Origin of the sequence: Yersinia frederiksenii ATCC 33641, from assembly GCF_000754805.1 — a bacterium.
Lineage (GTDB): Bacteria > Pseudomonadota > Gammaproteobacteria > Enterobacterales > Enterobacteriaceae > Yersinia > Yersinia frederiksenii.
The window spans coordinates 4369642-4388747 of record NZ_KN150731.1 but is presented as its reverse complement, the minus strand read 5'-3'; the positions used below and the strand labels follow the sequence as shown (position 1 = coordinate 4388747).

The window sequence follows — 19106 nt, the reverse complement described above, 5'->3', positions numbered from 1 at the left end:
TATCGGCAAGATGTGAGCTTTCTTGAGTTATGGAAATCGTATGAAGAAATGAAACACAGAGACGAAAATGCCCAGCGTTTGTGCGCCAGGCATTCAGAAATCGGATACTGCAGACCTAATTAATTAGGAACGTTCTTTACTATGGCCGGTTTTGGAAATGACGTTAAACACTTCACCCAGCCCATAGATTAAGCCCAAAATCACTGCCATCACCACGGGAACCATGACCACAGCAAAGAGCAGACTTTTCAATAGTTCTAACATGCCAGCCTCTCAGTTTACTACTTAAACAGCGATAACCCACGTTATCACAATAAACATTATGTATTCACTGTAAATTATATCAGCAATGAATGAGCTCGGTTATTTTAACCAACAATAAAAGAATGTAACCTGCCAAACGTGCGGTTTATGACTCAATCTCGCGTACTTGCCGTTGATTGGATATACACAGGCCGTTAAGTCACAATAACCGTTTCCCGCTGGAGCAAAAAATATGCAGGCCGAAATCCTACTCACTCTAAAACTTCAGCAGCGACTGTTTGCCGATCCTCGACGCATTTCATTACTGAAACAAATACAGAACACAGGCTCTATCAGTCAGGGGGCAAAACTGGCTGGGATTAGCTATAAAAGTGCCTGGGACGCCATTAATGAAATGAATACATTGGCCGAAGACACCCTAGTTGAACGCTCAACTGGCGGCAAAGGCGGTGGCGGTGCCTCTCTGACACGCTATGGTGAGCGCTTGATTCAGCTTTATGATTTGCTTGAAAAAATCCAGCAGAAGGCCTTTGATACTCTGCAAGATGATTCCATGCCGCTGGACAGCTTACTGGCCGCCATTTCACGTTTTTCACTGCAAACAAGTGCCCGGAATCAATTTTTCGGTACTGTGATTGAGCGCGACCATCAGCAAGTTCAGCAGCATATCAATATTCTGCTATCTGATGGTAAAACCCGTTTATCTGCCGCCCTAACCCAACAAAGTGCCGATCGGCTCCAGCTTTCCGCAGGTAAGGAAGTGTTGGCCCTGATCAAGGCACCGTGGATAAAGCTGATCACAGACCAAGCACTGGCGGGAGCTGCAGATAACTCCCTGCCCGGAAAAGTTGCCAGTATTGAGCCGGGTAATGAACATAGCGAAGTTATCGTGGTCCTGACGGGGGGAGCCCATATTTGTTCGACACAAAACAACAGTGAATTGCATAAACTGAATCTGCGCGTTGGCAGTAATGTTATTGCGCAGTTCAATGCAGATAGGGTTATTATCGCAACACTTTGCTAGCCAATCAGCTAAAAATACTTAATGTTAACAGGATATTTACCTGTTGACTTTTTTTGCCTTTCCGCATATCCCTAACACTATTATTGTGTTGCAAAATATGGGAAAGATGATGTCTGAATTGCAAATATCGCAAGGTTGTTTTCGCCTGAGTGACACCCGGACACTCACTTTACCTGAGTTACGTATTCTTTCTGGTGATAAGGGACAATCTGGCGATAGTTGGGCATTTGTCGGAGCCAACGGCAGTGGGAAATCAGCGCTCGCCAAAGCGTTATCAGGGGAACTAACCCTGCTGACTGGCACCCGCCAGAGTAATTTCAACCATGCTATACGTTTATCATTCGAGCAACTTCAGCAGTTGGTCAGTGAAGAATGGCAGCGTAATAACACCGATTTACTCAGTGCTGATGAAGACGATACCGGGCGCACAACAGCTGAAATTATTCAGGAAGAAGTAAGCAATTTAGTACGGTGTCAGCAACTGGCGGCTCAATTTGGCATTAGTCACTTACTGTCACGCCGTTTTAAATATCTCTCTACCGGTGAAACGCGCAAGACTTTGTTGTGCCAAGCATTGATGCCACAACCCGACTTGCTGATTCTGGATGAACCCTTTGATGGTCTGGATGTCTCCGCTCGCGCTCAGTTGGCAGAAATGTTGTCTACTCTTTCAGCGCAAGGTGTCACGCTGGTTTTAGTGCTTAACCGTTTTGATGATATTCCTGATTTTGTGCAGCAGGTCGGCGTGCTGGCAGATTGCCACTTAACCCACACCGGCCCGCGCCAGCAGATCCTGTCCGAAGCTCTAATTGCTCAACTCGCGCACAGTGAAAATCTTGATGGGCTACAGCTACCAGAAGCCGAAGACCCACAGCAGCAAGTTCGCTTACCTCAAGATAATCCCCTGATTATTTTACGTAATGGGGTTGTCGAGTACAATGACCGCCCTATTTTGCACCATCTGAACTGGCAGGTTAACCCCGGCGAACACTGGCAGATTATCGGCCAGAATGGTGCGGGGAAATCAACCTTACTCAGTCTAATTACCGGCGACCATCCGCAAGGTTATAGCAATGACCTGACCTTATTTGGCCGCCGCCGGGGAAGTGGTGAAACCATCTGGGATATCAAGCGCCATATCGGTTATGTCAGCAGCAGCCTGCATTTGGATTATCGGGTCAGTACTAACCTGCGCACGGTGATTTTATCGGGTTTCTTTGACTCTATTGGTATTTATCAGGCGGTATCTGATCGACAACAACAGCTTGCTGATCAATGGCTTGCTTTGCTTGGCTTTTCTGCCAACACGGCAGACCAGCCTTTCCATAGTTTATCCTGGGGCCAACAACGGCTGGCATTGATCGCCAGAGCGCTGGTTAAGCACCCTGCGTTATTGATTCTTGATGAGCCATTGCAAGGTTTAGACCCGCTTAACCGTTTGTTAGTACGGCGTTTTATTGATGTGATGATTGGCGAAGGTGACACTCAACTGTTGTTTGTCTCGCACCATGCAGAAGATGCGCCGCACTGTATTACCCATCGTTTAACTTTTGTTCCTGATGGCGACATTTATCGCTACCAGCAAGAAGAATGCCATCATTAAATATGACTTAAAAATATATATCATTATATTATTCTGGAAAACAATGAGAGTTTTTCTCAACTGAGCTGAGAGTCATTGGCATTAGCCTATGCTACTATTCCCACTGTCAGCCATGATTGATGCTGACGATGGATAAGCGCTTTATATTAGCTGGCTTAGAATATGGACTTAATAGTAAAGGGATGACTTATGTGGGGCGTACTAGCTGCATCACTGCTTTTCTTATCAATTAACCGGGTACTCTCCCTGTTTCTCTTGGCTCTTTCCTTATCGATGGCGCTTTATCATGGTGTTCTGACACTGCCATCAGCAGCATTCTTACTGCTAACGTTGATTGTTGCCCTACTGCTGAAAAAATATCGCCAACGAAAATGGTTGGCCGCTGGCCTAGAATTGCTCTTGGTGTTAGCTGCCATTGCCTTATTCCTGCATCTGGTACCCGGATTTAACAATCTAAAAGTATTGGATAAAGTGAATGTCGGGCCACTCAGTGCGGCCTTTAGCATGTATTACAATTTGGATAAGGCACTGGTGCCCTTTATCCTGCTCGCATGCCTACCGACATTGTTTGTCGCCAAAAAGCAGCTATCAGTCAGTAAACTTGGCTGGATTAGCTTGATAGTCAGCGTGCCGGCTTTACTTCTGCTGGCCGTCGCCTTAGGTGGCTTGAAAATTGAGATGCACACTCCGGCATGGTTTGGCTCTTTTGTTATCGCCAATGTTTTCTTTGTTTGTCTGGCTGAAGAAGCACTTTTCCGTGGTTATTTGCAACAGCGTTTAAGCCAATGTATTGGGAACTATCCGGCACTGCTGCTCACCGCGTTACTCTTTGGCGCCGCGCATGTTGCTGGAGGCCCGCTGTTAATGGTGTTCGCGGCACTCGCTGGGGTGATTTATGGTCTGGCGTGGTTGTGGAGTGGCCGTTTGTGGGTTGCCGTCGCATTCCATTTCGGCCTGAACCTGATGCATCTGCTGTTCTTTACCTATCCACTTTATGTGGCGCATTAATCTTTAATGATCCGACTCAAGTCAGTGATTCGGGTGAGTAAGAGCAGCTAACAACTCTGGCGACAAGGACGAAGATATCCCCAAAGTCATTGGTGCTACAGCTAGGCAGCCAACGAACTCATCCCGATGAGCTGACTCAAGTCAGTGATTCGGGTGAGTAAGAGCAGCTAACAACTCTGTAGTGCCAAGGACGCAGGGGATAGGACATTCCTGCTAAATTGATGGATGAGAACGCTACCACTTCAGTTATCATTGTCATGCCTGAGATTTCTACGCTTTTTTACCTATCCTTATTCATTCCCCTGTCTTTAGGCTCTCACAGAGATTAAGCTAGAAATAATTTAACTGTAAACGATTCCATTATTGAGCGCAGATCACCTTTTCTCACATAATGGCATGCTATATTTCTTAAACAAAAGTCATTCGAGGAGTCTTTTATGTACGTTCTGGTAACAGGTGGTAGCGGTTACATTGGTAGCCATACCTGTGTGCAATTGATTGAAGCTGGCTATAAGCCAGTGATCCTCGACAACCTTTGCAACAGCAAATCCAGCGTATTAGCTCGGATCAACCGTTTGACCGGCTACACTCCTGAACTTTATCAGGGGGATGTTCGCGATCGCGCACTGCTCGACAAAATATTTGCCACTCATCCTATTCATGCCGTCATTCATTTCGCGGGTTTAAAGGCGGTGGGTGAATCGGTCAGTAAACCATTGGAATATTACGATAATAATGTTTATGGCACCTTAGTATTGTTGGAGGCCATGCGCGCCGCGCAAGTCAAAAACTTTATCTTTAGCTCTTCTGCTACGGTCTATGGTGATCAACCACAGATTCCTTATGTTGAAAGTTTCCCGACTGGCACACCTTCTAGCCCATATGGCCAGAGCAAATTGATGGTTGAGCAAATTTTGCAAGATGTGCAACTGTCTGATCCACAGTGGAATATGACCATTTTACGCTATTTCAATCCGGTTGGCGCACATCCGTCGGGGTTGATGGGGGAAGACCCACAGGGTATCCCGAATAACCTGATGCCATTTATTGCACAAGTGGCGGTGGGCCGTCGTGAATCTTTGTCCATCTTCGGCAATGACTATCCAACGCCAGATGGCACTGGGGTGCGTGATTATATTCATGTGGTTGATTTAGCTGACGGCCATGTTGCTGCCATGAAAAAGCTACATAATCAGCCCAGGGTACATATTTTCAATCTTGGTGCTGGCGTCGGTCACAGTGTTTTACAAGTGGTCGAGGCATTCAGCAAAGCTTGCGGCAAACCGCTAGCCTACCATTTTGCCCCACGTCGTGAGGGCGACCTCCCGGCTTATTGGGCAGATCCCACCAAGGCGGCAGAACAACTGGATTGGCGGGTCAGTCGCTCACTTGATGAAATGGCGGCAGATACCTGGCGCTGGCAATCCAATAATCCTCAGGGCTATCCCGATTAAGGTATTTTTATGACTGATTTTAACCCTGTGGATCATCCACATCGCAGATATAACCCGCTGAGCGATCAGTGGGTGCTGGTATCGCCACATCGAGCCAAACGCCCCTGGCAAGGCCAGCAGGAAGCGCCAGCCACCGAGAATTTACCGGCACATGACCCTGATTGCTTCTTATGCCCAGGCAATACACGAGTGACCGGTGATGTGAACCCTGACTACCCGTCAACCTATGTGTTTACCAATGACTTTGCGGCACTGATGCCCGACACGCCTGATGCACCGCAAAGTCATGACCCACTGATGCGCAGTCAAAGTGCGCGTGGTACCAGCCGAGTCATCTGTTTCTCACCGGATCACAGCAAAACCTTGCCGCAACTGACAGTACCGGCGTTGGAGCACGTCATCCAAACCTGGCAACAGCAAAGTGCCGAATTGGGTAAAACCTATCCATGGGTACAAGTGTTTGAAAATAAAGGCGCGGCAATGGGTTGCTCAAATCCGCATCCTCATGGGCAAATATGGGCGAATAGCTTCTTACCGAATGAAGCCGCGCGCGAAGACCGCTTGCAACAGCAATATTTTCAGCAGCATCAATCACCGATGCTGCTCGACTATGTTGATCGTGAGCGCCGCGACGGGAGCCGAGTCGTGGTTGAAACCGAACACTGGCTGGCGGTAGTGCCCTACTGGGCGGCATGGCCATTTGAAACTTTGCTGCTGCCAAAAACTCATGTCCTGCGGCTAGAGGCATTGTCCACTGAACAACGCGGCAATCTGGCTATTGCATTGAAAAAACTGACCAGCCGCTACGACAATTTGTTCTCATGCTCATTCCCTTATTCAATGGGATGGCACGGCGCACCTTATAACTCGGATGACAATACGCATTGGCAGTTACACGCACATTTTTATCCGCCACTGCTGCGCTCGGCATCGGTACGGAAATTTATGGTGGGCTATGAAATGCTGGCTGAAACCCAGCGAGACCTTACAGCAGAACAGGCGGCTGAACACCTGCGGGCAGTAAGTGATGTTCATTATCGAGAAGCTGGAGTCAACTAATGAGTTTAAAGCAGCATACCCAAGCCATTTTCCGTCAACAGTTTCATCATGAACCTGAGATCACCATTAAAGCGCCGGGTCGCGTCAATCTCATTGGCGAACATACGGACTACAATGATGGTTTTGTCCTACCTTGCGCCATTGATTATGAAACCGTAATCAGTTGCGGCAAACGTGATGACCGCCAGATTCGTGTTATTGCGGCTGATTATGAGAATCAGCAAGATATATTCTCGCTCGATGCGCCCATCGTCCCGCATCCAGAGTACCGTTGGGCCGATTATGTGCGTGGCGTGGTCAAACATTTGCAATTACGCCATGCCGATTTTGGCGGTGCTGATCTGGTGATCAGTGGCAATGTGCCACAAGGAGCCGGTTTAAGCTCTTCCGCCTCCTTAGAAGTGGCGGTGGGTCAGGCGTTACAATCGCTCTACCAACTTCCCCTGAGTGGCGTAGAGTTGGCGCTGAATGGGCAAGAGGCTGAGAACCAATTTGTCGGCTGCAACTGCGGCATTATGGATCAGTTGATTTCAGCACTGGGCGAGCAAGGCCACGCACTACTCATTGACTGTCGCACCCTTGAAACTCGCGCAGTACCTATGCCAGACAATGTGGCGGTGGTCATTATTAACTCCAATGTGAAGCGAGGTCTAGTTGATAGCGAGTACAACACCCGTCGCCAGCAATGTGAAACTGCAGCCCGTTTCTTTGGTGTAAAAGCGTTACGCGATGTTGATCCTAACCTGTTTTTCTCTATTCAAGATGAGCTCGATCCCGTGGTAGCTAAACGCGCTCGCCATGTTATTACTGAAAATGAACGTACTCTGGCTGCGGCAGATGCACTGGCGCGCGGAGATTTGAAATTGATGGGGCAACTGATGCACGAGTCTCATATTTCAATGCGTGATGATTTTGAGATCACAGTTCCGCCGATCGACCACTTGGTAGATATTGTGAAATCCGTTATTGGGGAGCAAGGTGGTGTTCGAATGACTGGCGGTGGTTTTGGTGGTTGTATTGTCGCACTAATGCCAACGTCGCTGGTCGAACAAGTTCGTGCTGCTGTGGCGCGGGAATATCCGAAGTACAGCGACGGGCGAACAGAAACCTTCTACGTCTGTCAGGCTTCACAAGGAGCGGGTTTATGCTGAAAAACGGCGCTGCATCATTAAGCAGTGTTGACCAGTTAGCACCGGATGGTCACCCCTTTGAATTGACCGAATTGTATAATAAAGCAGGCATGAGTGTGACGCTGATGGATTGGGGCGCAACCTGGCTGTCTGCAATATTGCCACTCAAAGGGGGAGAAAAACGCGAGTTACTGCTGGGCTGCCAGACCCCCACTGACTATCTGCATCAAGCGGCCTATCTTGGGGCAACCGTTGGCCGCTATGCTAATCGCATTGCTAATGCACAAATCACGGTGGACGGCGAAATCCTTCATCTGATTCCCAATCAAGGCGTTAACCAACTGCATGGTGGCCTTGAAGGGTTCCATGCCCGGCGCTGGAAAAAGGTTAAACAGGATGAAAAACAGGTCACTTATCAACTGTATTCTCCTGATGGCGACCAGGGTTTCCCTGGTAATCTCACTGCCGAAGTCCAATATCTCTTAACCGAAGATAACCGATTAGAAATCCACTATCAGGCACAGACCGACAAAACCTGCCCGGTGAATCTGACCAATCATGCTTACTTTAACCTTGATGGTGAAGGACATGATGTGCGGACACACCGGTTGCAGTTGTTTGCCGACAGATACTTGCCCGTTGATAGTGACGGAATTCCGACCGGAGGGTTGGCTAACGTGGAAAAAACGGGCATGGATTTTCGCCAAGCGAAAACCTTAGCTCGCGACTTCCTGCAAGACCGCTGCCAGCAACGGGTGAAAGGTTATGACCATGCCTATCTGCTGCATCGTACCTGTGGTGCCACCGAGAGCCCGGCAGCTCATTTGTGGTCATCAGATAATCAGGTCCAGATGAGTGTTTATACCACTGCACCGGCATTGCAGTTGTATAGCGGCAATTTCTTGGGTGGTACCCCCTCACGCGATGGCGGAACTTACGCCAGCTACACCGGCGTCGCATTGGAAAGTGAATTTCTGCCCGATAGCCCCAACCACCCTGAATGGCCGCAACCCGATTGTTGGCTAAAACCGGGGAAAACCTACCACGCAACCACCGTTTATCACTTTATTGCGTTATAACTGTTTTTATTTACGGCTGCCGACTACGCTTAACAGCATCTGTCAGGCAGCCGCACAGACGCCTTGCAGAATCCAACTTTCCTTATATAAACAGTGCCCCAATAAAAGGAACTCATATGCGTCTAACTCCCCTATGGTTGCTCGCTGCCGGATTATTGCTGAGTGCCAATGTGATGGCAGCAGAGACGGCTAAAATGCCCTCACCCGCGCAAGCTGCCCAGCAGAAAAAAATGACCGATTGTAATCAGCAAGCGACAACTCAATCACTAAAAGGTGATGACCGGAAGAAATTCATGAGTCAGTGCCTAAAAGCACAGGTTCATCCTGATGAAAAAGCGCTGACACCGCAGCAGCAAAAAATGAAGAGCTGTAACGGGGAAGCGGCCACCAAAGAGTTAAAAGGTGATGCCCGCAAAACCTTTATGAGCACTTGCCTGAAAAAAGCGGCTTAACTCCCTGTAATAACCACGCATTTATCTATACCCGATAGAGTTCGAGTTGTATACGGCAACAGAACACACCCAAGGAGTTGAGATAACTCAATGAATTGGGTGTGTGATGACAACCAATACCGCTATAGCTTGAAAGATGATGGATATATATGGAACCTTTAGTGCTCCATATATCATTTTACTACCCCCGTTTTTTGTTGCTTGTTCTTAGTAACTCCAGCCTGTGACCTCGATATTTATCCTTGCCAGTCATAAAAAGTAAAAATTACTAATGTATAAAGCACTCTCATTTATTGAAAACCACTTAGATATCAATCAAATATAAATTATTAAACTGATACCAAACTGATACTACATAAATAAAATATTAAGTTAGGATTATTATCAACGCAAAGAAAAACATTTGAGGCTTTAAATGACCGGGGCTAAAAATACAAACAATGACATTTTCTTAGACGAATCTAATCTTAACACTCTTAAGAATTTAGGTCAGTCAGGAAAAAATATTAAAGTCGGAATTATCGATGGTTTAATAGAAAAAAACCATCCGCTACTAAACCATATGAATATTTACTATTCATATGTGAGTGAGGAAAAACAAACTACACACGGTACTGCTGTATGCAGCATTGTAGGAGGAAAAAGTGTAGGGATTGCTGAAAATATTGAAGTTTACAATATTCCCGTATTCCATGAGGACTCACAGGGGAAATTACAGGGATGTTCCGAGTTAACACTTGCCAAAGCAATTAATGAAGCTCGCCTGCAAGGGTGCCATATTATTAATATTAGTGGCTCATCATTGTCGGTAAATGGTCGTGGCTCTGATGACTTACGGAAGGCGGTAAATCGTTGCCAGCAAGCTGGAATACTGATTATTTCAGCAGTAGGAAATGAAGGTGTTAACCAGGAGTCATTACCTGCCTCTTTAGATTCAGTATTAGCCGTCGGTGCTTGTGATAAAGATGGATATCCAGCCAAATTTAATAATTTTGGTCATAAACTACGTAAAAAAATGTTGTTAGCACCTGGGATATCAATACCCGTAGCTATAACAGATAGCAATATTTCTCTAGTTTCTGGTAGTAGTTTTGCCGCACCTATTATCACCGGATTTTCAGCATTAATTATGCGAGCGCTATCATTGCATGGAAATATTCAGGCTGCAGAGGTGGTAAGTAAATTGTTATTTGAAACCGCAACGAAATTGCAGTCACCGGCTTTAGATCGTCAGATATTCACGTTACATCGCCTTAATATTTCATCGTTGCTCCAGCGAGTACAACAAGAGTTAATACTCTACCCACAAAATAGGAATGCCATTATGTCAACTGAAGATAGCATTATTATCCCATCATCAACTGATTTATACCCTGCACCAGAAAGCATAATAACTCCCGCAACTGAAGAAAATGAGAGTTATATCTTTAACGAGTCAAACTTATCTACTCAGCCACAAAGCTCGAGTTTAACTTTGCCAAAAATTAATGATTCAGCAGCCAATAACTATGTTCATTCTCCCATAAATAGAGTGAAACCACAGGCTGACTTTGATGCGCGCCATGTTCGTAGTCAGGAAAAGGTTTTTTTGATTGGAACCATCGGTTATGACTTTGGTACGGAAGCTCGATTAGATTATTTCACTCAGGTTATGGGTAATGGGCAAGGTCATCCTTTTGATCCGCAACAGATGGCAAAACATCTGGTCGCAGGGGACAATATTGAACAATCCGATGCCTTAATTTGGGTATTAAAAGTTGATGGTATTCCTGTTTATGCCATAAAACCCGATTCACAGTTTGCCGTATTGGAATATGCACGAATAGTTAACTTCTTGAATGATCAAGAAGAAGAGGGAGTGGAACGTGTTTCCGTATCAGGAATAATTACTGGGGAAACACGCCTCTTTAATGGACAAGTCATTCCAACCGTTAGCCCGGTATTACGCGGCATGTTCAATTGGAAATCTCGTGACTTAGCCGAATTAGTCATGGGGAAAGATACCCTAGCTACATCAAAAACAGATGAATTGATGAACTTTATTAACCGTATTTACTACGAATTACGTAATCGCGGTTATGACTCCCATGAACGTGCAATTAATTATGCGGCAACCAATGCCTACCAAATGCGTGAAGTTTTTGACGATGCCTATAAGGAATCCCTATTTCTTAATACGATAAGTGCAGCGGTAAGCCCAGTAAGTCGTCCTGACTCAGACTGTTGGGATGTGGTCTTAGAATTCTTCAACCCTAAAGAAAGATTAACTACTGCCCGCAAGTTATATCGCTACACAATCGATGTAAGCGATATTATGCCAGTAACAATCGGAACATTACGCAGTTGGTATGTCTATTAAGACTAACGCACTCCCTATTTAAATATTTGTCGTCATCCGACGGCGATAATCCGGTGATTAAATTCACCACCACATAAAAATATGAAGGAAATAAATATGAAACTTCCAATCCAAGCTCAAAGTGTCAATCGTTCTAATCGTATTGCCGAAGCAAAAATGGCCGGTGTTAACCCAGCATTTTGGGACTCAGTATTGAGTGTTCTGAAAAAAGCGGGTCAGGGTGCGCTTGCAGGTGTATTAGGCTAATAATTAAGGTGCGCAATTATTAAATTGTGCACCTTATATTTTCATCCACTTAGTTAAGTTAAAAGAAAATGGAATTTCATCCAATATAGTTGAATATTTTATTGAGTATATTCATTGTTATATTTAAATTATTACATTAATCTATTCATGCACCCCTTTAGTATTATAGTTTTTATGGGAATACTTTATTTAAACTACTCTACCGAGGGACATGAATAGATTATTTTTCATTAAATTTATTGGTTGAGGTTAGTGATATGTCAAACAGTGGTGTACAGATAAATGCTACAGAACTTAAACGCCTAAGATTAAAAAAAAATTGAGCCAAGAGAGGCTCTCTGAGCAAAGTTTGAGCTTAAAGTGCTATGTATCCATCGCAACACTAAAAAGGGCTGAATGTGGAAAACCTATATCCAGACAAACGCTTCACAAATTAACCAAGTTTTTTGGTGTAGAGGCTGTTGTGTTAACCTCAGTCAACACAGATAAAAACAGCGATTTTGCCACAGGCTTCCAGCCAACATTGCAACCCATAGTGATTAATTGGAGTCTTTTATCTACATTAACAGATACTATTGAATATGAATATATCACTTATATTTGCAGTGAGCTTCACGCATCATTAATTAAACTAAATAGTGATGAGGCCGTTAATAAAGTCTTCTCAGGAATAAAGTGAAAAAACAATATATTTACTTTTATAAAGAAACGGACATCAGTTTTATTTAAGTAGATTATACACATTGAATTTTAAACATCGCCATTACTGGCCTTATATAATTACAAAGTTGTTATAAGTTTTTAATTATTTTTATAACCATTTTCATATTTACAATATATATTTCATTTAATTTTATCCATGAAATTAAATTAGCAAAAGGAATAAATAATGAAACTGAATATAATTAAACTTTTACCTGTTATTTTATTGACTGCATGTACAGCAACAGATCAATCTACAGCGCCCAAAACCACACTATCAGCGCCTGTTGTTTCAGAACAAATTTTGGCTACTGCGGCTATTGATAATTGTCTTGTCGGCTGCCCAACCGGTGGCAGTAGTCAAACAATTATCCGTAATGTATATACGCTTAATAATAACAGTGATACCAAATTTGCAAATTGGGTAGCCTATAAAGTCACAAAAAATAGTCAGGCGAGTAAACACAAACGCCAATGGGCACAAGACCCCGACTTGCCAAGTTCAGACACACTAGCACCGGCAGATTATACCAGTGCTAATCAAAAATTGGCCGTTGATCGTGGGCATCAGGCTCCACTTAGCTCACTCGCTGGCAACGTGGATTCGAAGGCGCTTAATTATTTATCAAATATTACCCCACAAAAAGCAATCTTAAACCAAGGTGCATGGGCTAAGCTCGAAGATAAGGAACGCGCGTTGGCTAACGATTTGAATGTTACAGCGGTTTACTCAGTAACCGGCCCGCTATTTGAACGCAATATAGGAACACTGCCAGCGAAACCATCTGTTGCGATCCCTAGTGGGTACTGGAAGATCATTTTTATCGGTACATCCCCAGATAAAGGCCAGTATGCTGCATTTCTGATGGATCAGAATACCGGTAAATCTGCTAATTTTTGCGATTATCAAGTTACCGTTAATACCATCGAAGCAAAAACAAATCCCCAGCTGACTATCTGGCCAAACTTGCCCACCGATATCGCCCAAATAATTAAGTCCCAAGAAGGTACATTGGCGAAAACACTCGGATGCAATTAAATCGATTTGACCTGCGGCCTTACCTTACGATAAAAAATTGGCTATGGTTAAACACAAACGATTGCTGTCTGCGGCAATCCCGCAATATAATGATAATAGTTATCATTGAATAAATTAGTTATTTGAGGAGTTCGAACTATGGCAGTAACAAAGCTGGTTCTGGTACGTCACGGCGAGAGTCAATGGAACAACGAAAACCGCTTCACTGGCTGGTATGATGTTGATTTGTCTGAAAAAGGCCGTACTGAAGCAAAAGCCGCTGGTCAGCTGTTGAAAGATGAAGGTTTCACTTTTGATTTCGCCTACACCTCAGTACTGAAACGCGCAATCCACACTCTGTGGAGCATTCTCGATGAGTTGGACCAAGCTTGGTTGCCAACCGAAAAAACCTGGAAACTGAATGAACGTCATTATGGCGCTCTGCAAGGTCTGGATAAATCAGAGACTGCCGCAAAATACGGTGATGACCAAGTTAAATTGTGGCGTCGTGGTTTTGCTATCACGCCTCCTGCGCTGGAGAAAAGCGATGAGCGCTTCCCTGGCCATGATCCACGTTATGCAAAATTAACCGATGCTGAGCTGCCAACCACTGAAAGCCTGGCGTTGACTATTGAACGTGTTATCCCTTACTGGGAAGAAGTTATCAAACCACGTATTGCCAGTGGTGAGCGTGTCATTATCGCCGCCCACGGTAACTCTCTACGTGCTTTGGTAAAATATCTGGATAACCTGAACGAAGAAGAAATTCTTGAGTTGAACATCCCAACAGGCGTGCCATTGGTGTATGAGTTTGATGAAAACTTCAAACCAATCAAGCACTACTATTTGGGTAACGCAGAAGAGATCGCCGCGAAAGCCGCTGCTGTTGCCAATCAGGGTAAAGCTAAGTAATTATTGCTGATTAGCACCCGTAAAAAACCCCCGTACATCATTAATGTCGGGGGTTTCTCTTTGTCGGTCAGGTTAAATAACTCGCACGAGAGCTTACTGACGACGAGCTTTCACCGCGTTCGACAACTGACGCAGCAATACTTCGGTATCTTCCCAGCCAATACAGGCATCAGTGACGCTCTTGCCGTAGGTCAGTGGCTCGCCACTTTCCAGATTCTGGTTACCTTCCACCAGATGACTTTCGATCATCACGCCCATAATAGACTTTTCGCCTTGAGCAATCTGACGGCACACGTCGGTCCCCACTTCCATCTGCTTTTTAAACTGCTTGCTGCTGTTGGCATGGCTGAAATCAATCATAATTTGTGGTTCCAGACCTGCTTTGCTCAGCCCTGCTTTGACTTCAGCAACATGCGCGCTGCTGTAGTTTGGCTCTTTGCCGCCGCGCAGAATGATATGGCAATCATCGTTACCCGCGGTATTAACAATCGCCGAGTGACCCCATTTGGTTACTGACAGGAAACAGTGCGGTGCACTGGCAGCATTGATCGCATCAATAGCCACTTTAATGGTGCCATCGGTGCCATTTTTGAAACCCACCGGACAAGACAGGCCAGAAGCCAGCTCACGGTGAACCTGAGATTCCGTCGTCCGAGCACCGATAGCTCCCCAACTCATCAAGTCAGCCAAATATTGCGGGGTAATCATATCCAAGAACTCACCCGCGGCCGGTAATCCACTATCATTGATGTCTAACAGCAACTTACGTGCAATACGCAAACCATCATTGATATCGTAACTACCATCCATATGCGGATCGTTAATCAGACCTTTCCAACCTACCGTAGTACGCGGTTTTTCAAAATATACCCGCATCACCACTTCCAGCTCACCTTGCAGCTCTTCACGCAGCGTCAGTAAACGAGCTGCATACTCTTTTGCTGCCTGAGTGTCATGAATCGAGCATGGGCCAATCACCACCAGCAGGCGGTCATCTTGAGCGCGCAAAATGTTGTGAATAGCAGTGCGACTCTTGGCGACAGTTTCAGCGGCATTATGACTGGCCGGAAACTTCTCTAACAAAGCAACAGGTGGCAGGAGTTCCTTAATTTCATTAATCCGTAGGTCATCATTCAGGTAATTCATAGCTCTTCCATTAAGTCTCTGACGGTCATCGCACAACCATTATTTTAAGCAATCTAACTAAACCAATCTAGCGGGTGAATTGACCGCTGTAAATCTACTTTATCGCATTCGAGTATCAGCACAGAAAAACAGTAACCTGGCATTAATCTATAATGCTTATCAATCTTTGAATGAAATCCTATCAGAGTTAACATATACCAAGGAGTTCTGGTTCTGTGCTCGCGCTTTATGAAATATGGTCAAAGGATAAATATGGCTGCATCATCGTTTTTCCCGCAGAACAGCAATAGTCAGCGGTTGCTGGTCGCCTTCGCTGTCACCACGGTATTTATGGTGGTAGAGGCGATTGGAGGCTGGCTATCTGGCTCATTGGCCCTATTGGCTGATGCCGGGCATATGCTGACAGATTCTGCCGCACTCTTTATCGCATTGATGGCTGTGCACTTCTCACAGAGAAAACCTGATTCTCGCCATACCTTTGGCTATTTACGCCTGACGACTCTGGCGGCTTTTGTTAATGCGGCAGCATTATTATTGATCGTGGTATTGATTGTTTGGGAAGCCGTTCGTCGCTTCTTTTCTCCCCATGAAGTCATGGGAATTCCGATGTTAATCATCGCCATCTTCGGGTTATTCGCGAATATTTTCTGCTTCTGGATACTTCATAGGGGAGAGGAAGAAAAAAATATCAATGTGCGAGCCGCAGCCTTACACGTACTTGGCGACTTATTAGGCTCTGTAGGAGCTATTGTCGCGGCGGGGGTTATCCTCACCACCGGCTGGACACCAATTGACCCGATTCTCTCGGTCTTGGTCTCCGTCCTGGTGCTGCGCAGTGCCTGGCGGTTGTTGAAAGAGAGTTTTCACGAACTCTTGGAAGGCGCGCCACAAGAAATTGATATCAACAAACTGCGCAAAGACTTATGCACCAATATATATGAAGTGCGGGATGCCCATCACATCCATTTATGGCAAGTCGGCGATCAGCGGCTCATGACACTGCATGTACAAGTGATCCCGCCACAAGATAATGATGAGCTATTGCAACGTATCCAGCATTACTTACTGCACCATTACAATATTGGCCACGCCACCATTCAGATGGAATATCAGCACTGTAGAGCCCCAGATTGTGCCATCAATCAGACCATCAGCACCGAGGGGCACCACCATCACCATCATTGAAGGTGAAAGCCAATCAGGCGAGTATTCTGCGGTGGCTAACCACTGACAGAAGCTCGCCTGACAATACTTTCAAGCAAAATCTATTGAACTGAGATATTGCTAACTTTGGTTGGACAGTGGGCGTGAATGATTCCGCGCCGCACTCTTGATCCACAGCCAAGAGCCATTCAGCGCAATCAACGTCAGTAATACATATTCCAGCGCCATGGCATAGACACCTTGATAGGCGAAAATTGCCACACTGATAACATCAATCACCACCCAAATCAGCCAGTTTTCAACATATTTGCGCGTCATCAGGATCATCGCCACAATCGATAAGACCATCATGGTGGAGTCCCAGAATGGGAAGGCATCTGGCTGCAATTCGGGCATTTGCACATTAGCACCCAAGCTTTGCATTACCGTCACCGCCGCACGGGTAAGCCAGGCAAAAACCGTATCAATATGCAGTGTCATCAAGGCGATACCGGCAACACAAACCGCTCCCCAGGCCAATGCTTTCGGCAAGGACAACCACCTAATTTTCAATTCAGCCTGGTTATCGGGTGTTTGTTTGCTCCAGGCATACCAACCATAAATATTGGCCACGAAGAAGAACAACTGGAGTAATAAACTGGCATAAAGCTGGATCTGGAAGAAAATCACCGCGAACAGTGTCACGTTAATCAAACCAAACAAATAGTTGATGATTTTTTCTTTGCTGGCAAACCAGATACACAACAACCCAAATAGTGTCCCAATGGCCTCTATCCAAGAAAGGTCATAGCCCCCCGCCCCCAGCGGAATATGCACCAATATGTTGCTTGTACTGAAGAAATCCATCTGGCAGTCCTTTTGTCTACTACCCTTCGTACTTGAAGCTACAGGATAATTCGCTGCCGTCCTGCAACGCCAAGATCTTTGGGTGTCATTAGCGGAGTATTAAGGTTATTACGTGCTCTTTACTATCAGGCATTGCCTTTAATCTGTAATTTGAGTTGGTTGGCAAAATCCAACATGCGATTCAAGGGAATCAGTGCCTGCTGACGCAATTCTTCATCAACATGTATCTCATGCATCACACCACCCTGCTCCAGCCCCTCAGCAATCGCTTTGAGGCCATTCATCGCCATCCATGGGCAATGTGCGCAGCTTCGGCATGTTGCTCCTTCACCGGCAGTCGGTGCTTCAAATAACTCTTTATCCGGGCAGGCCTGCTGCATCTTGTAAAAAATACCCCGGTCAGTTGCCACAATCAGCTTTTTCTGTGGCAGTGTTCTTGCCGCCTGAATCAATTGACTGGTCGAGCCAACAGCATCGGCCATGTCGACAACGGCCTGTGGTGACTCTGGGTGAACCAATACAGCAGCATCGGGATGTAATGCCTTCATCCGGGCCAGTGCTTGGGTTTTAAATTCGTCATGGACGATACACGCCCCCTGCCAGCACAGTACATCTGCACCACTCTTCTTCTGTACGTAGCTGCCAAGATGGCGATCGGGCGCCCAGATTATTTTCTCGCCCAAACTATCCAGATGCTCAATCAACTCAACGGCAATACTGGAGGTGACCACCCAATCCGCTCTGGCTTTTACCGCTGCCGAAGTATTGGCATACACCACAACGGTGCGATCAGGATGGCTGTCGCAAAATGCGGCAAACTCATCAGCCGGGCAACCTAAATCCAAGGAACATTCAGCATTGAGAGTCGGCATTAATACTTGTTTTTCTGGATTCAGTATTTTGGCAGTTTCCCCCATAAAACGCACGCCAGCGACTAGCAAGGTCGATGCTGGGTGGTTATTGCCAAATCTTGCCATTTCAAGGGAATCAGCAACACAGCCGCCAGTTTCCTCGGCTAAAGCCTGAATCTCGGGGTCGGTATAGTAGTGAGCGACTAACACGGCATCGCGCTGCTTTAGCAGTGTTTTGATTTTCGCCCGGTAAAAGGCTTTTTGATCCACATCCAGCGGGACAGGCCGCGGTGGGAAAGGATAAATAGCCGCATTCACATCAAAAGTTTCGCTCATCGCTCACATCTCTATTGCCAGTGATTGTGGAGCCATTGAATACTTCAGGCTGCCAGCAAGATTGGTTTGTTTTTTATCCTAAACAAAATACTCAATATTCAGCAGAAAGTCGCTCGTTTTTGTCTGATAATGGCAAAAATGTTTAATAGAGTTAAAAATGAAGTGAGAATTTGAGTGGTAGAGGAGATATTAGAAGATTATAGGGTTTATCTTGAGAATAAGAAGAGGATAAAAAGACTTTTGAGCAAGATGAACAAGAGAGAAGAGAGAAGAGAGAAGAGAGAAGAGAGAAGAGAGAAGAGAGAAGAGATTGATTGAGAGAATAATGGTGGGTCGTGCGGGATTCGAACCTGCGACCAATTGATTAAAAGTCAACTGCTCTACCAACTGAGCTAACGACCCGCTGTAATGCGGTACTGCTTACGACATAATGGTGGGTCGTGCGGGATTATT

17 protein-coding genes and 1 tRNA gene are annotated in these 19106 nt (G+C 45.6%); 13 read left to right on the top strand and 5 right to left on the bottom strand.

What is annotated here, in order from left to right; genetic code table 11:
• Positions 1 to 123: 123 nt before the first annotated feature.
• Complete coding sequence (locus DJ58_RS02555) at positions 124 to 264, bottom strand: AcrZ family multidrug efflux pump-associated protein (RefSeq protein ID WP_004708974.1); 141 nt, start codon at positions 262 to 264, stop codon at positions 124 to 126.
• 232 nt (positions 265 to 496) lie between these two features.
• On the opposite strand from DJ58_RS02555, the gene modE reads away from it, so the two are divergent.
• The 12 genes from modE (at position 497) to gpmA (ending at position 14310) form a co-directional block, all read left to right on the top strand.
• Complete coding sequence (modE, locus tag DJ58_RS02560; RefSeq protein ID WP_004708973.1) at positions 497 to 1288, top strand: molybdenum-dependent transcriptional regulator; 792 nt, start codon at positions 497 to 499, stop codon at positions 1286 to 1288.
• A 109-nt stretch (positions 1289 to 1397) separates the two neighbouring features.
• Positions 1398 to 2891: a molybdate ABC transporter ATP-binding protein ModF gene (gene modF, locus DJ58_RS02565; protein WP_032911055.1), complete on the top strand. Its 1494-nt coding sequence runs from the start codon at positions 1398 to 1400 to the stop codon at positions 2889 to 2891.
• A 189-nt stretch (positions 2892 to 3080) separates the two neighbouring features.
• Complete coding sequence (locus DJ58_RS02570) at positions 3081 to 3899, top strand: CPBP family intramembrane glutamic endopeptidase (RefSeq protein ID WP_032911015.1); 819 nt, start codon at positions 3081 to 3083, stop codon at positions 3897 to 3899.
• A 437-nt stretch (positions 3900 to 4336) separates the two neighbouring features.
• A complete protein-coding gene (gene galE, locus DJ58_RS02575) occupies positions 4337 to 5353 on the top strand; it encodes a UDP-glucose 4-epimerase GalE (protein WP_004708967.1) in 1017 nt (338 codons plus the stop codon).
• 9 nt (positions 5354 to 5362) lie between these two features.
• The gene (gene galT, locus DJ58_RS02580) at positions 5363 to 6412 is read left to right on the top strand and encodes a galactose-1-phosphate uridylyltransferase (RefSeq protein WP_032911014.1); all 1050 of its coding nucleotides are present in this window, start codon (positions 5363 to 5365) and stop codon (positions 6410 to 6412) included.
• Positions 6412 to 7563, top strand: a complete 1152-nt coding sequence (galK, locus tag DJ58_RS02585; RefSeq protein WP_004708965.1) for a galactokinase — start codon at positions 6412 to 6414, stop codon at positions 7561 to 7563. The genes galT and galK overlap by 1 nt, the downstream gene beginning before the upstream one ends.
• The gene (galM, locus tag DJ58_RS02590; protein ID WP_032911013.1) at positions 7557 to 8621 is read left to right on the top strand and encodes a galactose-1-epimerase; all 1065 of its coding nucleotides are present in this window, start codon (positions 7557 to 7559) and stop codon (positions 8619 to 8621) included. The genes galK and galM overlap by 7 nt, the downstream gene beginning before the upstream one ends.
• Before the next feature lie 116 nt (positions 8622 to 8737).
• Positions 8738 to 9073 (top strand): PsiF family protein, encoded by a 336-nt coding sequence (locus DJ58_RS02595; RefSeq protein ID WP_032911012.1) that lies wholly within the window; start codon positions 8738 to 8740, stop codon positions 9071 to 9073.
• Between the two features lie 415 nt (positions 9074 to 9488).
• Positions 9489 to 11432, top strand: a complete 1944-nt coding sequence (locus DJ58_RS02600; RefSeq protein ID WP_032911011.1) for a PatA/PatG family cyanobactin maturation protease — start codon at positions 9489 to 9491, stop codon at positions 11430 to 11432.
• 96 nt (positions 11433 to 11528) lie between these two features.
• Positions 11529 to 11678, top strand: coding sequence for a hypothetical protein (locus tag DJ58_RS23700; RefSeq protein WP_004708955.1), 150 nt, complete (start codon positions 11529 to 11531; stop codon positions 11676 to 11678).
• An 889-nt stretch (positions 11679 to 12567) separates the two neighbouring features.
• The gene (locus tag DJ58_RS02605; RefSeq protein WP_004708952.1) at positions 12568 to 13419 is read left to right on the top strand and encodes a DNA/RNA non-specific endonuclease; all 852 of its coding nucleotides are present in this window, start codon (positions 12568 to 12570) and stop codon (positions 13417 to 13419) included.
• A 138-nt stretch (positions 13420 to 13557) separates the two neighbouring features.
• Entirely contained in the window at positions 13558 to 14310 is a 753-nt protein-coding gene (gpmA, locus tag DJ58_RS02610; RefSeq protein WP_004708951.1) for a 2,3-diphosphoglycerate-dependent phosphoglycerate mutase, read from the top strand.
• Between the two features lie 93 nt (positions 14311 to 14403).
• On the opposite strand, the gene aroG is transcribed toward gpmA, so the two are convergent.
• The gene (aroG, locus tag DJ58_RS02615; RefSeq protein WP_004708950.1) at positions 14404 to 15456 is read right to left on the bottom strand and encodes a 3-deoxy-7-phosphoheptulonate synthase AroG; all 1053 of its coding nucleotides are present in this window, start codon (positions 15454 to 15456) and stop codon (positions 14404 to 14406) included.
• Positions 15457 to 15708: 252 nt separating this feature from the next.
• Here aroG and zitB point away from each other — a divergent pair, with 252 nt between their 5' ends.
• Positions 15709 to 16641, top strand: a complete 933-nt coding sequence (gene zitB / locus DJ58_RS02620) for a CDF family zinc transporter ZitB (protein ID WP_032911010.1) — start codon at positions 15709 to 15711, stop codon at positions 16639 to 16641.
• A 99-nt stretch (positions 16642 to 16740) separates the two neighbouring features.
• On the opposite strand, the gene pnuC is transcribed toward zitB, so the two are convergent.
• From pnuC to DJ58_RS02635, 3 genes are all read right to left on the bottom strand, one after another.
• Positions 16741 to 17466 carry a nicotinamide riboside transporter PnuC gene (gene pnuC / locus DJ58_RS02625; RefSeq protein ID WP_032911009.1) on the bottom strand — a complete coding sequence of 242 codons (726 nt, stop codon included), beginning with the start codon at positions 17464 to 17466 and terminating at the stop codon, positions 16741 to 16743.
• Positions 17467 to 17591: 125 nt separating this feature from the next.
• Positions 17592 to 18653 carry a quinolinate synthase NadA gene (gene nadA, locus DJ58_RS02630; RefSeq protein ID WP_004708947.1) on the bottom strand — a complete coding sequence of 354 codons (1062 nt, stop codon included), beginning with the start codon at positions 18651 to 18653 and terminating at the stop codon, positions 17592 to 17594.
• Positions 18654 to 18979: 326 nt separating this feature from the next.
• Positions 18980 to 19055, bottom strand: a tRNA-Lys gene (locus DJ58_RS02635).
• Positions 19056 to 19106 lie beyond the last annotated feature (51 nt).